Raw genomic sequence first — 13,439 nt, 5'->3', positions numbered from 1 at the left:
TCAGGATACGGTGAGATTGTTTTCGATCTCCGCCAGTCTGCGGCGTTGTAGCACCGTTTCGCGGTAGAAGGCATAGAGGCCGGCCGAAACCACGATGGCCGAACCTGTCAGCATCCATATGTCGGGGATATCGCCGAGCAGGAACAGGCCCAGCATGATCGCCCAGATCAGGCTGGTGTAGCGGAAGGGCGCGATGAAGGAGATTTCACCGGTGCGCATCGCCATGATCAGCGTCTGGTAGCCGGCGAAGAGCATGACCGAGCCGAAGGCAAGTTCTCCAAGGTCATCCAATGGCACCGGGTTCCAGCCGCCGAACGGTTCGATCAGGAACGCACCGACGATGGTGATTGTGACCGAGGTTGTGGCTGAGATGAAGAGCGACGGAACCTCGGGACCGATCTTCTTTGTCGCGATATCGCGCGTGGCCGCGGTGATCACCGAGCCAACGACCAGCAGGGAGGCTGCGGTAAATCCTTCCGCGCCGGGGCGGATAATGATCATCACACCGACAAAGCCGACTGTTATGGCCGACCAGCGCCGCCAGCCGACCTGTTCGCCCAGCAGCAGCGCCGCACCCATAGTGACGGCGAGCGGCAACGCCTGCAGGATGGCCGAGGCATTGGGCAGCGGGATCTTCGACAGGGCATGGATATAGGTGATCGACGCGCCGATCTCGCCGGCCGTGCGAAGCATGAACCAGGGCTGGAGCACCGTCTTCAACGGCCTCAGTGCCTTCATCCGCCAGGCGACGAGCAGGATCAGCACGGAGGTTATGGCGCCGCGAATGAACATGATCTGCCCGGTCGTCAGATCGTCCGTCACCAGCTTGACCATCGCGTCGTTGATGGTGAAGCTCGCCATGGCCAGCGACATCAGTATCGCGCCCTTGATATTGTCGTTGATGGCCATGCGGCGGGAATCCAGTTCGGAGGCAGGCTGGTCTATAGACTGCCGCAGGCTGTTTGCACAACTGTCTAATCAACGCGAACCGCGGATGGAATCGATCCAGCGCGCACTATTTTGCGGGCGTGGTTGCGTCGAAGACCACATAGCTTTCCGGCACGTTCGGGTCCGGCTCTTCCTCGCCCGGCGCCTGGAAGGTGGGATCGACTTCGTATTTCTTCAGCACGAAGACGCCCTCGACGAATTGGTATACGCCCGCCGACCAGGCGTCGCCGATACCGCGCCATTTGGCTGACGAGTTCAGCACTTTGGTTTCAGGATCGTATTCGCTGTTGGTGAGCTGGGTCACGGCGATGAAGCCAGCCACTTTCGGCGCTGCCTTGAGCTTCGAGAAATTCTCGTCCGTGTAGTCGAAATCGAGTGTCGGCTCGGCGAAGGTCAGGAGTTCCCAGACGCCGTCGGCATTGCGGGTCAGATAGATTGAATTGAAGTTATAGGCGCCCGAGGAGCAGGCAAGCTGGACGAGGGTCAGCTTGTAGTCCGGTGAATCCTGGTCCTGCCCCTTGGTGCGGTAGCTGAGCGGAAAGACATTGTTGTCGCCGTCCGGCGCGCCGTCCTTATTGGTCTGGAAATCGCAGGTCTTGCCCATGACCGGCTCGATGAACTTGCGGGCGGCAGCGATGTCGGCGGCATCCGACGCATCATCGGCAAGGGCGGGCAGGGCGCCGGCGAACAGAACTCCGAATGCGGCGAGGAGTGCGCGCCGCATCAGCCGCCCGTCATGCTCATGTGGCGGGCAACGGCGGGACGATTGTGCTCGCGGTCGATGATGAAATCATGGCCCTTGGGCTTGCGGCTGATCGCCTCGTCGATGGCACTCTTGATGACGGCGTCGTCGTCGGTCGAGCGCAGCAGGTCGCGGAAATCGGCGGCGTCGTTCTGGCCGAGGCACATATAGAGCGTGCCGGTGCAGGTGAGCCGCACGCGATTGCAGGTCTCGCAGAAATTATGCGTCATCGGCGTGATGAAGCCGAGCCGGCCGCCGGTTTCCTCGACGGTCACATAGCGGGCGGGGCCGCCGGTGCGATAGGCGTTGTCGGTCAGCGTGAAATGTTCTTCCATGCTCGCACGTAGTTCGGACAGCGGCAGGTAGCGGTCGGTGCGGTCTTCCTCGACCTCGCCCATCGGCATGGTCTCGATGACGGTCATGTCCATGCCACGGCCATGCGCCCAGCGCATGATCTCGGGGATCTCGTGTTCGTTGAAATGCTTGAGCGCCACGGCATTGAGCTTGACGTGGATGCCGGCCTTCTGCGCGGCATCGATGCCGGCCAGTACTTTGCTGAGGTCGCCGGTGCGGGTGATCTCGCGGAATTTCTGCGGGTCGAGCGTATCGACCGAAACGTTGATGCGCTTGACGCCGTTATCGGCGAGTTCATCGGCGAAGCGCGCGAGCTGCGAGCCGTTGGTGGTCAGCGTCAGTTCGTCGAGCACGCCGTGACGCACCTTCTGGCCGAGAGCGCGGACGAGGTACATGATGTTGTGGCGCACAAGCGGCTCGCCGCCGGTCAGCCTGATCTTTCGCACACCCTTGTCGATGAAGGCGGAACAGAGGCGCTCGAGCTCCTCGAGCGTCAGCAGGTCCTTCTTCGGCAGGAAGGTCATGTGCTCGGCCATGCAATAAGTGCAGCGGAAATCGCAGCGGTCGGTCACCGACACACGCAGATAGCTCACCATGCGCCCGAAGGGGTCGATCATGGGGGCCGGTGTGCCCGATGGCCGGAAATGACCTGAGAAAATATTCATCTATTACTCCCGCGCCCCATATCGTGTTGGGCGCGCGCTTCCGTCAAGCCTATATAGGGATTTGATAGCGCGGATTGAAGTGAATTTGTCTTGCGGATGCGACAGTGGATCGCTAATGCGCGAGAAAAGGGATGAAATTATGAGCGAAATCTGGCCGACCGAGATCAGGGTTTCCAAGGACCGGCAACGGTTGACCGTCGCGTTCAACGATAGTGCCGCATTCGAGCTTTCGGCGGAGATGCTGCGCGTGCTGTCGCCATCGGCCGAGGTCAAGGGCCACGGACCGGGTCAGGAAGTGACCGTGCCGGGCAAGCGCAATGTCGCGATCCTCTCCGTACAGCCGACCGGCAATTACGCCATCCGCATCGGCTTCGACGACGGCCACGATACCGGGATTTTCACCTGGAGTTATCTGCGCGAGCTCGGCGAGCGCGGTGGAGAATTGTTCGGCGAATACGAGGCGAAGCTTGCGGAAAAAGGCATGAGCCGGGATGTGAGCGAACGGCCGCGGTGAGCGTGATCACGACTCTTTTTGAGTGTCCTCGCTGGAACCTTCGCGCAGCAACACGTCGACGATCTTTTCCATCTGCTCGGCGACCATCATGCAGCGCTCTTCGGTCGATGTCGCCATCACCGTGTCGATGAGTGCCGTCTGGATTTGCATCGCCTTCTCCGTGACCTCCTTGCCCTGATCGGTGAGAAACAGCCTGAGCACGCGCTTGTCCTTGCCGTCGCCGCGGCGTTCGATCAGGCCGCGCTTTTCCAGATGCGGCAGCAGCATCGACATGTTGGAGCGGCCGACCAGCAACTTGCGCGCCAGTTCCTGCTGGGAAATGCCCTCGCGCTTATAGAGGTTGAGCAGGATATCGAGATGCGGCGGCTTGATCTCGAGATGGGCCATGTTGCGCTGCAGGGTCAGTTGCATCAGCTGGCAGGCACGCGCCACGCCGATCCATGTACGAAAGCGTGGATGATCCCAAGGCAGGGCTTGATTTTTGTTCATAGTTGTACTTTATTGTTCATTGTTGAACTTGTGGATCATAGCAATGCAATCTTACCTGCACAAGGTCGCGGGGCAAGCGATCAATCTCACCGGCGTGGTGTCGCCGCGTCTCGCGGGACGCATCGCGTTCAGCCTGTTTTCGAGCACCAGTTCGCCGGAGCCGAAGAACGAGAAGGAGCGCAAGCTGCTCGGGCTGTCACGCGCGGCGATGCGCGAGGCCGAATTGCTGATGCTGCCGGTGCCCGCGGGCATGGTGGCGACGCATCGCTTTCCGCCGATCGGCGAACCCAATGGCAAGACTTATCTGGTCGTGCATGGATGGGGCTCACGCATCGACTACATGCAGGGGCTGATCCGTGGGCTGCGCCAGACCGGCGCTGTCGTCGTGGGGCTCGATCTGCCGGGCCATGGCGGTTCGACCGGGCGACGGCTGACGGTGCCGATCGGGATTGATGCGATCGACGCGGCCTGGCGGCAGTATGGCCATTTCGATGCGGTGATCGGTCATTCCTTCGGCGGCTTCGTTGCGGCCATGTCCGCGTCCGGTCCTGCCGACTGGCTGACACGCCATACGCCGGACAGGCTCGTACTGATCGCCGCACCTGTGGCGGCCGAGCATGTGTTCTCGAATTTCTCGGGCGCGATGGGCTTTACCCGGCGGGTGCATAGCGCGCTCGATAGCGAGGTCAAGCGTATTGCCGGCCAGCCGATCGCCTTCTTCTCGGCCGGGCGGATGCTGGAATCGGTGCCGCAATTGCCGGTTCTGGTGCTGCATGCGGATGAGGACAAGGAAGTCTCGTCGCGCGCGGCGCAGGCTTATGGCGGCGCTGGCCCGCATGTGAAGCTCGAATGGCTGAACGGGTTGGGCCACCGCCGCATCGTCAATTCACCCGCAACGATCGATGCCATCAGAAAATTTCTCGTTTAATCGTCACGAAATCTGGCTATAGCCGAAGCGCTCTAAGATGGAGACGGCTATGCAGAAGATCGAGACGGTTGCGGAATTGAATGAACTCTACGGCCAGCCCGTGGAGGCATCGATAATCAAGGTCACGCCGTTCCTGACGCCGGAATACCGGCGCATGATCGAGGCCTCGCCCTTCGTGGCACTCGCGACCGTCGGGCCTGAAGGGCTGGATTGCTCGCCGCGCGGCGACGCCGGTCATGTGCTCTACGTTGAGGACGAACGGACAATTCTGATGCCGGACTGGCGCGGCAACAACCGCGTCGACTCGCTCTCCAACATCGTGCGCGACCCACGCGTGGCATTGATGATCCTCATCCCCGGTTCAACATCGACGATGCGCCTCAACGGGCGGGCGGTGGTGGCGATCGATCCCGCGATGACCGAGCGCTTCGATATGGATGGCAAGCATCCGCGCTCGGTTATCGTGATCACCATCGACGAAGTCTATGTGCAATGTGCCCGCGCCGTCATAAGGGCGGATCTCTGGAACCCGGAGAAATTCGTGACGGCTGGATCGCTGCCGACCGTCGGCCAGATGATGAAGACCATCAAGGACGGCTTCGACGGCGAGACTTATGACCGGGATTGGCCGGGCCGGGCCGCCAAAACCATGTGGTGAATCGAAATCCTTGAGGCCGGGCTGCAAATGGCGTGCTTCTGCGCTTCCGGTGCTCATGTACTTAAGTACACTCCGCGCCGGTTCTCGAAGCACACCATTTTCGCTCCGGCCTGAAGGATTTCATTGAGCGTCGTGCCCGTGAATAGGGATGGCTTTGTTACCGTCTTAGTCTAATGAACGGGTGGCGGGGAAAGTTATGAAGCAAGTTCTTTTGGCTGTGGGCGTGGTTCTGTCGCTGGCTTCGTCCACGGCCGTCCATGCCAAAGATCTAACCCTCTCCGAAAAAATCGACATCCTTGTCAAAGCCTATCCCGACACGCTGAACATGGGTTCGGAGAAGGGCGTAGGCTTTATCCGGCACGCCCAGCTTCTGCCGGTCGATGACGGCGTGAAGCGCGATCATTTCCAGATGCTGGAAGAGGGCGATATCGAGGACAGCCTGCAACAGATCTATCCGGCCGGCGCCTGCGAGACCCGTCCTGACGTCAACTTCGACCCCGGCCGTATCCGCTCCGAAAAGCTGATGACGCTGATGTATGGGGACTCGAAAAAGGAAGTCGCGCGCAACCTCGTTCCCGTGAAATGGTTCGGCGAGACGCTGCAGGTAACATCGGTCAACAGTGTCAACATGGCGCTGGAAGCGGTGCATGACGAACTTGCCTCACGCCCGGATTTGAAGAAATATCTCACCCCTTCGGCAGGAGGCTTCAACTTCCGCAAGGTGGCGGGCCAGAAGAACCTCTCTGTGCACAGTTTCGGCGCGGCGATCGATCTCAACACCAAATTCGCCGATTACTGGGTCTGGTCGAAGGGCAAGCCGGGCAATGTGCCGGTCTACAAGAACAAGTTTCCCATGGAAATCGTGGCGATCTTCGAAAAACACGGTTTCATCTGGGGTGGGCGCTGGTATCACTACGATACGATGCATTTCGAATACCGGCCGGAACTCCTCGAAATCGCGAAGCGCGCGGGGGTCTCGGCCTGCAAGTGACAGGTTGATCCCATGAAGAAGCTCTATATCGCCGGCCCGGAAGTTTTCCTCGTCAACGCCCGCGAACAGATGGACCGCAAGGCTGCGCTCGTGCGGCAATACGGTTTCGAACCGCTATGCCCCGGCGATCTCGACATCCCCGCGCAGAAGACCAAGAAGGCGTTCGGCCTGGCGATATCAAAGGTCAACGAGGGCATGATGAACGCCGCCGACGGCGTGATCGCCAATCTCACGCCGTTCCGGGGGCAGTGGGCCGATGTCGGCACCGTGTTCGAGCTCGGTTACATGTGCGCTTTGGGGAAGATGGTCGCGGCCTATACCAACGTTGCGCGCGACCATTACCAGCGCACGCTCGATTTCTACGACAACCAGATCACCGAGGATGCCAAGGGCTATAAACGCGGCCCGGACGGGCTGTCGCTCGAGGATTTCGAGATGGCCGACAACCTGATGCTGGACGGAGGCGTCGAGCGCCGGGGCGGGATCGTGGCGGTACATGCCGCTGCGGCGGATGAACTCTACACCGATCTCACCGCGTTCGAGGAATGCCTGAAGTTCCTCGCGGCAAGACAGGACGAGCGAGACGAGGGCATGCGGCCGGAAGAACTGGATGCCAGCAACGACGATTGACGAAGCATGCCGGCGGCTCGCGTAAGGGCTGGCATGGATGAGAATGTAACGGGATATTTGCATGAGCTACGGCCTTTATGTCGGACGGAACCTGACGGCGACCGGCCACGCCTATCTGGCGGGCTATGGTGACGAGCCTTCGAGCCACTGGCTTGAAATTATCGAGGATCGGCAGCATCCGGCGGGAGCGACGATCACGGTCGGCGTTACGCCACAGGCGGAACTGCCGGGCGTCCTGAGCGAGATTCCGCAGGCGGCGTTGACTGCGCGGCATGTTCGTGTCTGCTATTCCCATTACAAAGGCGTTCCCGCGCCCCTCAGCAATGGTGGGCTGAACGAACATGGCGTGGCGGTGCGTGACATCTGGTCTACCTCGCGGGCCGAACTGATCGCCATGACGCCTAGCGATCAACGTGGGCCCAACTACAGCGATCTTGCCAAGCTGGTGCTGGAGCGTGCCCGCACCGCGAGGGAGGGGGTCGAACTGATAGGCGAGTTGATAGCCGCATACGGCTACTCCACCTATGGCGGCAATTCTCATATCGTCGCGGATGCGAACGAGGCCTGGGTCGTCATCGAGTTTGCCGGCGGCGCCAAGCTTTGGGTGGCGGAAAGATTGGGGGATGACACGATACGGGCGTCGCGGCCGGGTCATATAGGTGAAATTCCGCCCGCGCCCGACGACAACTTCCTCTTCCCTCGCCACTTCATCGACTTCGCCACCGACCAAGGCTGGCACACCAAGGGCGAACGCTTCAATGTCAACGCGATCTACGGCGATGGTCGTGGCGCGTGGGAAGGCGCGCGCTGGATCGAGGCCGAAATGGGCCGCCGCGCGCAAAGGCCCGAGAAAATAACGCTTGAAGACATGTTCTGGGCGGTCCGCACCCCCACACTGACGGGCGATACGGCGGGATATGGCCAGGTCGTGCCGCTTGTCGAGCCAAGCCATCCAGCCCTGCGCGTGATCTGGCACGCCCCTGTCGGAGCCGTCGCAGCACCCTTCATGCCGGTTTTTCTCGGGATGACCGAGATTGCGGAAGAATACCGTCAGCATCGCTACCTGACGGCGGGAGAGCACGCGCGTTTCATGGATATGCGGCATGCACTGGGAGGACGTCTCGACACGGTTTCCATCGTGCCGCAGGGAATCGAGGCATCGCGTTCCGCCGCCGCGATCTGCAAACGGCTATTTTATCTGGCGCTGCGCGATGCCGAGGCCAGCATACCTGAACTTGAGCGGATTTTTGTCGCCCACGAGCGCAGGCTGACAGGCCTTGCCGCCGATATGCAGGAGGCATCGGGCGCGTTGATCGATGCCGGTCGTCACGGTCTCGCTGTCGCGTTGATCACGTATTTTGCAAATTGCGAATTGCGCGCGGGGCTGAGACTGGTCGAACAACTGGCAGAAGGACTGGATGCGAGAACCCGTGCATTCGGCGGTTTCGACACGTCGCCGGAGCCGAGGTCCTGTCCGCAGGTCTGGTGAATGTCGTCTGGAGCCGTCCCCGATCTGGCGCACAAAACTGAAAAGCCGGCGCAAGGCCGGCTTTTTGATATCTGAAGACCTATCCAATCACTCCTGGATGATCACCCGGGTGCCGATCTTGACGTGAGCATAGAGGTGCTCGACATCTTCGTTGGCCATCCGGAAGCAGCCCGACGAGGCAGCCTTGCCGATCGAATTCGGTTGGTTGGTGCCGTGGATGCGGTATTGCGAGGAGCCGAGATACATGGCGCGGGCGCCGAGCGGGTTTTCGATGCCGCCTTCCATCTTGGCCGGCAGGATATGGCCCTTCTTGGCTTCGCGGACGCGCATCTCTTCCGGCGGGGTCCAGGTCGGCCATTCGGTCTTGGCAGTCACGACTTCCTCGCCGGTCCAGCCAAAACCTTCCTTGCCGATGGCGATGCCGTACTTCATGGCGACGCCCTTGGAAATGACGTGGTAGAGGCGCCGCTCGGAATTGTCGATGATGATGGTGCCGACCGGAACCGACTTGTCGAACTTGACGAGCTTGCGGGCGATCGGAGAGGTGTTGACCGTCTTCTTCTTCTTCTTGGCAACCGGCTTGTCGTCGGAGAGAACCGACATCCAGCCGATCTGGTCGGAAAGGGCGGCGACTTCGATCTGCTTTTCCGGGTTGTTCTTGAAGAGGAAGCCGGCATTGGCCGGGGCTGCGAGCGTCATCGTGGCGAAAGCTGCGGCTGCGAGTGCGATCATCTTTTTCATGTCAGTCTCTCCGTTCGCTGTGGGAGAGGGGCCGTGTTTGCCCTGGCCGCGCCTCATCCCGTTGTCCATGACGTGGTTTTAGAACTCGCAAGGGGGGCGCGCTGTTTCTTCGGTAACATGGTAAATATTTAAGGAACCTATTTGCTTTCTACGACATAGGGAGGCCGTGAGAGGCCTCCCATGTTATTGATATTACTATGTTTCGAGATCGGAGCTGGTTAACACCGGACCGTGTTCAGGGCTGCGGATCGAAGGCTTCCTTGCCGGCTTCCCGCTCGATCTCCTGTTCTGCTAGGGATTCGCTCAGCTTGCGGATGCATTCGCCCCAGCCCTCGGCATTGGCGTCGCGGCGGGCGGCGTCGTCGAAACCCGATTGCCTGAAGGTCATGAGCGTACTCTTTCCTTCTTGCGCGAATGAGACGGTGATGAGTGTTTCCGGGCCTTTGTTCTCGCCATGCTGGTGGGTGAGTGTGAAGACAAGGCGGGAGGGCGGCACGATCTCCTGGAAGGTACCAAACTCGAAATAGGTCCAGCCGGAATCGCGGCGGAAATCGACCCGCCAGGCGCCGCCCGGCCGGACATCGAGCGTGGCGGCCGTGACCTTGAACGTATCGGCCGCGAACCAGCGGCTGACGAGATCAGGATCGATCCAGTTCTTGAAGACGAGGGAAGGCGGGGCATCGAAATATTGTTCGATGACGATGTCGCGGATGGCGGTTACCGTTTCACGATGGTTCATTGTCTTGCTCCTGCTGCTTTTCAAGCTCTGTCGAGAGCCGCGCGAAGCGACCGGTCCACAGGCGGCGATAGGACTGGAGCCACAGGTCGATATCGACCAGCGGCTCGATGCGGATGTGGCTCGGGCGCTTCTGGGCGTCGCGGCTCCTGGTGACGAGGCCGGCACTTTCCAGCACGGCGACATGCTTGGAGATTGCCCGGGTGGTCAGGTCAAACGGTTCGGCCAGTTCCCCGATCGACGCGTCGCCCCGGGAGAGGCGATCGAGAAGCGCCCGGCGCGTGGGGTCGGCGAGGGCGGCGAAAGTGGCACTCAACTGATCAATCATTTCGGAACCTAATAGTTCTGGAACTAAATGGTTCTATAATGGATGAAACGCCAGGAGTCAACGCAACAAAAAAGCCGGCGCGATGGCCGGCTTTCATATCAATGAATGCGGAAGGTTATTTCCGGTAGAGGAGCCAGGTCTTGGATGGCTCCTTTTTCATGCCGTCCTCGAAGATCAGCGTGCGGTTGCGGCCGTTGGTCTTGGCGCAATAGAGCGCGATGTCGGTCTTGTGATAGAGGTCCTGCGGGTCTTCCGTCTGGCCGGCCATGCACAGGCCCATCGAGATGGTGACCGGGCCGTAATCGACGCCGGTCTTGGAGTTCTTGAAGGGCGTATGTTCGAGCGCCCGGCGCACGCGCTCGGCAATGAGATGCGCTTCCTCGGGCGTGGTTAAGTCGAGTACGATGGCGAACTCCTCGCCGCCGGTGCGCGCGACGAAGACATCCTTGCGGACATTGGCCTTGATGACATTGGCGACGGTGGCGAGGATCTTGTCTCCGACCGGGTGGCCATAGGTGTCGTTGATCTTCTTGAAATGGTCGATGTCGCAGATGACCAGCGCCGTGGTGGTGCGCCCGCGCTGGCTGTCATAGATGGAAGCGAGACGGTCATCGAAGGCGCGGCGGTTAAAGAGCCGGGTCAGCGAGTCGGTATTGGCGATGCGCTTGTACTCGTCGAGCTCCTTCTTGATGTCTTCCATCTCGCGGGACTTGGCTTCGACGCCCTCGACGGTGACGCGGCCCTGCGCCATCGTCGTGCCGGTGGCTTCGGAAAGAACGCTGATCGCGTTGCGCAGGAGATCGGTGCTTGCCGCGCTCTTCGACGTGATGCGGGAATGGGTCTCTTCGAGAATGCGGTTATAGCTTTCGAGCGAGGTCTGCTCCTCCTTGAGCAGCGTGAGCAGTCCTTCAAGCTCGTTCGCGATCTTGCCGTGCGCGCCATGGACGCCGTCCGCCTGATGGACGCCGAAATACTGCGCCCCGACGGCGTCGAGTTCCTCCTGGGTCGCGCGTGCGCCCAGCGCCGCCAGTTCCTTGGTGAGCTTGGGGTTGGAGCCGATATAGGCCTCGTAGAAGAGCTCGTAGTTCCGCGGAATCGGTGCGACACCCATCTGGCGCATTGCGAACGATACCTGCGCGGCGATATCCGGCACCTGCACCCTCGGCTGCGCCACGCTCATCTGCCAACTCCTGAAACCCGTGATTACTGGATTTGTTCTAGGCCTCAAGTGTTGGGAATCGGTTAACCTGGCGTATGGAAGGTCCCGAAAATATTAGATAAACACTGATCTTGCGGGAAAACTATAATTCGCCCGGCTATTGAGTGTGTTTCCTCAAGCAAGGCATTCTCTTGGCTTCGACGACCATCAGACTGGAAAAACTCGTTCGCGCAGCGCCAAGCAATGTGGGAGTTCACGTGGCGAATTGCAGCAATTCCGAACGGGGAGGAAACCCGACTATTTTGGGGTGAACGTTCTCGCAACGCCACGTTATGTGATCGCGAAGTCCAGAGCTGCGCGCAGATAACGGCAAGTCCTGATCGATTGCCGGCGATCGCTGAATTGAGGAGAGAAAAATGCGGAAAGTGATCTTGGCGTGTTTTGCCATCGGCGCGGTCGGTGCCGCGACGCCTGGACAGGCGCTTGCCTGGGGCTGCGTTGCCGTCGATAGCCAGGGCGCCTATGGCTACAGCAATGACTGGCCAAGCGAACAGGATGCCGAACTGGCGGCCCTGAAGCAGTGCGACAAGTATACCAAGACCAATGATTGCCAGACCGAGTCCTGCGACCATGATGCAGGGGTTGAGTGCTTAGACCGGCGGGCCTATTTCGGCCCGATCATATCCTCCGGCCGGACCACTGCGTCATATTGTTCCGAAGTCACCAGTCCGCTCGCCAGCGCTTCTTCCTTCAGCGTCGTGCCGTTCTTGTGCGCGGTCTTGGCGATCTTGGCGGCGTTGTCGTAGCCGATGGTCGGGGCGAGCGCGGTGACCAGCATCAGCGAGCGATCGAGGCCGGCCTTGATATTGTCCTCGCGCGGCTCGATGCCGGTGACACAGTTGTCGGTGAAGGAGCGGGCGGCGTCGCCGAGAAGCTGGACCGACTGCAGGAAATTATACGCCATGACGGGATTATAGACGTTGAGCTCGAAATGGCCCTGGCTGCCGGCGAAGGTGATGGCGGCATTGTTGCCGAAGATATGGACACAGACCTGGGTCAGCGCCTCGCACTGGGTGGGGTTGACCTTGCCGGGCATGATCGACGAACCCGGCTCGTTTTCCGGCAGGGAAAGTTCGCCAAATCCCGCGCGCGGACCGGAGCCGAGAAACCGGATGTCGTTGGCGATCTTGAAGAGAGCGGCGGCGGCGGTGTTGATGGCGCCATGTGCAAAGACCATCGCGTCATGCGCTGCCAGCGCCTCGAATTTATTGGGCGCCGTGACGAAAGGCATGCCGGTGATATGCGAAATTTCCGCAGCGACCTTCTCGGCAAAGCCGATCGGCGCGTTGAGGCCGGTGCCCACGGCCGTGCCGCCCTGGGCAAGTTCCAGCAGGCCCGGCATCGTGTCTCCGAGGCGCTTAATCGCCGAATGGACCTGGGCGGCGTAACCGCCGAATTCCTGGCCGAGCGTGAGCGGCGTGGCATCCTGCGTGTGGGTGCGGCCGATCTTGATGATGTGCGCGAAGGCCTTGGCCTTGGCGTCGAGTGCTTTGTGGAGGTGATTAAGCGCGGGAATCAAGTGGTGTGAGATCTGTTCCGCGCAGGCGATATGCATGGCGGTCGGATAAGTGTCGTTCGACGACTGGCTCATATTGACATGATCGTTGGGATGAACCGGCTTCTTCGAGCCCATCGTGCCGCCAAGCATCTCGATCGCCCGGTTGGAGATCACTTCGTTAGCATTCATGTTGGACTGCGTGCCCGAGCCGGTCTGCCACACGACGAGCGGGAAATGAGCGTTAAGCTTGCCGTCGATCACTTCCTGCGCTGCGGCGACGATGGTTCCGCCGAGGCTCGCATCGAGCTGGCCGAGCGCCATATTGGTCCGGGCCGCTGCCTGCTTGACGATTCCCAATGCGCGGACGATCGAGGCTGGCTGCTTCTCCCAGCCGATCTTGAAATTGCCGAGCGAACGTTCGGCCTGCGCCCCCCAATATTTGTCGTTCTCCACCTCGATCGGGCCGAACGTATCGGTTTCGGTGCGCTTGCTCACTGCCGGTCTCCATT

15 protein-coding genes and 1 pseudogene are annotated in these 13,439 nt (G+C 60.5%); 7 read left to right on the top strand and 9 right to left on the bottom strand.

The annotated features are described in order from the left end of the window. From IHQ71_RS13545 to moaA, 3 genes are all read right to left on the bottom strand, one after another. Positions 1 to 909, bottom strand: coding sequence for a DMT family transporter (locus IHQ71_RS13545; RefSeq protein ID WP_258162459.1), 909 nt, complete (start codon positions 907 to 909; stop codon positions 1 to 3). Positions 910 to 1,015: 106 nt separating this feature from the next. Continuing rightward, positions 1,016 to 1,672, bottom strand: a complete 657-nt coding sequence (locus tag IHQ71_RS13540) for a DUF1176 domain-containing protein (RefSeq protein WP_258162458.1) — start codon at positions 1,670 to 1,672, stop codon at positions 1,016 to 1,018. Further along, positions 1,672 to 2,709 (bottom strand): GTP 3',8-cyclase MoaA, encoded by a 1,038-nt coding sequence (gene moaA, locus IHQ71_RS13535; RefSeq protein WP_258162457.1) that lies wholly within the window; start codon positions 2,707 to 2,709, stop codon positions 1,672 to 1,674. The genes IHQ71_RS13540 and moaA overlap by 1 nt, the downstream gene beginning before the upstream one ends. 139 nt (positions 2,710 to 2,848) lie before the next feature. Between moaA and IHQ71_RS13530 the strand changes: the two genes are divergently transcribed. Next, positions 2,849 to 3,223 (top strand): DUF971 domain-containing protein, encoded by a 375-nt coding sequence (locus tag IHQ71_RS13530; RefSeq protein ID WP_258162456.1) that lies wholly within the window; start codon positions 2,849 to 2,851, stop codon positions 3,221 to 3,223. 6 nt (positions 3,224 to 3,229) lie between these two features. On the opposite strand, the gene IHQ71_RS13525 is transcribed toward IHQ71_RS13530, so the two are convergent. Then, positions 3,230 to 3,712 carry a MarR family winged helix-turn-helix transcriptional regulator gene (locus tag IHQ71_RS13525; RefSeq protein WP_258162455.1) on the bottom strand — a complete coding sequence of 161 codons (483 nt, stop codon included), beginning with the start codon at positions 3,710 to 3,712 and terminating at the stop codon, positions 3,230 to 3,232. Between the two features lie 43 nt (positions 3,713 to 3,755). Here IHQ71_RS13525 and IHQ71_RS13520 point away from each other — a divergent pair, with 43 nt between their 5' ends. The 5 genes from IHQ71_RS13520 to IHQ71_RS13500 all read left to right on the top strand — a co-directional run bounded on the left by IHQ71_RS13520 (position 3,756) and on the right by IHQ71_RS13500 (position 8,408). After that, complete coding sequence (locus IHQ71_RS13520) at positions 3,756 to 4,640, top strand: alpha/beta hydrolase (RefSeq protein ID WP_258162454.1); 885 nt, start codon at positions 3,756 to 3,758, stop codon at positions 4,638 to 4,640. Positions 4,641 to 4,689: 49 nt separating this feature from the next. Next, positions 4,690 to 5,298: a pyridoxamine 5'-phosphate oxidase family protein gene (locus IHQ71_RS13515; RefSeq protein WP_258162453.1), complete on the top strand. Its 609-nt coding sequence runs from the start codon at positions 4,690 to 4,692 to the stop codon at positions 5,296 to 5,298. Positions 5,299 to 5,494: 196 nt separating this feature from the next. Continuing rightward, a complete protein-coding gene (locus IHQ71_RS13510; protein ID WP_258162452.1) occupies positions 5,495 to 6,289 on the top strand; it encodes a M15 family metallopeptidase in 795 nt (264 codons plus the stop codon). A gap of 12 nt (positions 6,290 to 6,301) precedes the next feature. Further along, a complete protein-coding gene (locus IHQ71_RS13505) occupies positions 6,302 to 6,919 on the top strand; it encodes a nucleoside 2-deoxyribosyltransferase (protein ID WP_258162451.1) in 618 nt (205 codons plus the stop codon). Positions 6,920 to 6,980: 61 nt separating this feature from the next. Beyond that, on the top strand, positions 6,981 to 8,408 hold the full coding sequence (locus IHQ71_RS13500) for a C69 family dipeptidase (protein WP_258162450.1): 1,428 nt from the start codon (positions 6,981 to 6,983) through the stop codon (positions 8,406 to 8,408). An 87-nt stretch (positions 8,409 to 8,495) separates the two neighbouring features. Here IHQ71_RS13500 and IHQ71_RS13495 read toward each other — a convergent pair whose 3' ends face one another. From IHQ71_RS13495 to IHQ71_RS13480, 4 genes are all read right to left on the bottom strand, one after another. Then, positions 8,496 to 9,149 carry a L,D-transpeptidase gene (locus IHQ71_RS13495; protein ID WP_258162449.1) on the bottom strand — a complete coding sequence of 218 codons (654 nt, stop codon included), beginning with the start codon at positions 9,147 to 9,149 and terminating at the stop codon, positions 8,496 to 8,498. 235 nt (positions 9,150 to 9,384) lie between these two features. Then, entirely contained in the window at positions 9,385 to 9,888 is a 504-nt protein-coding gene (locus IHQ71_RS13490; RefSeq protein ID WP_258162448.1) for an SRPBCC domain-containing protein, read from the bottom strand. After that, the gene (locus tag IHQ71_RS13485) at positions 9,875 to 10,201 is read right to left on the bottom strand and encodes a metalloregulator ArsR/SmtB family transcription factor (RefSeq protein ID WP_308737949.1); all 327 of its coding nucleotides are present in this window, start codon (positions 10,199 to 10,201) and stop codon (positions 9,875 to 9,877) included. Before IHQ71_RS13485 ends, IHQ71_RS13490 begins: the two co-directional genes overlap by 14 nt. A gap of 127 nt (positions 10,202 to 10,328) precedes the next feature. Further along, on the bottom strand, positions 10,329 to 11,393 hold the full coding sequence (locus IHQ71_RS13480; protein ID WP_258162446.1) for a GGDEF domain-containing protein: 1,065 nt from the start codon (positions 11,391 to 11,393) through the stop codon (positions 10,329 to 10,331). A 395-nt stretch (positions 11,394 to 11,788) separates the two neighbouring features. Between IHQ71_RS13480 and IHQ71_RS32045 the strand changes: the two are divergent. Then, positions 11,789 to 11,935, top strand: a pseudogene (locus IHQ71_RS32045) (hypothetical protein); the annotation flags it as partial. Positions 11,936 to 12,036: 101 nt separating this feature from the next. Here IHQ71_RS32045 and fumC read toward each other — a convergent pair. Beyond that, the gene (gene fumC / locus IHQ71_RS13470) at positions 12,037 to 13,425 is read right to left on the bottom strand and encodes a class II fumarate hydratase (RefSeq protein ID WP_258162444.1); all 1,389 of its coding nucleotides are present in this window, start codon (positions 13,423 to 13,425) and stop codon (positions 12,037 to 12,039) included. Positions 13,426 to 13,439: the final 14 nt, after the last annotated feature.

The organism is Rhizobium sp. TH2 (assembly GCF_024707525.1).
In the GTDB taxonomy this organism is placed as follows: Bacteria; Pseudomonadota; Alphaproteobacteria; order Rhizobiales; family Rhizobiaceae; genus Rhizobium_E.
The sequence above is the reverse complement of the archived record's forward strand: the minus strand, read 5'-3'. Positions and strand labels throughout refer to the sequence as shown.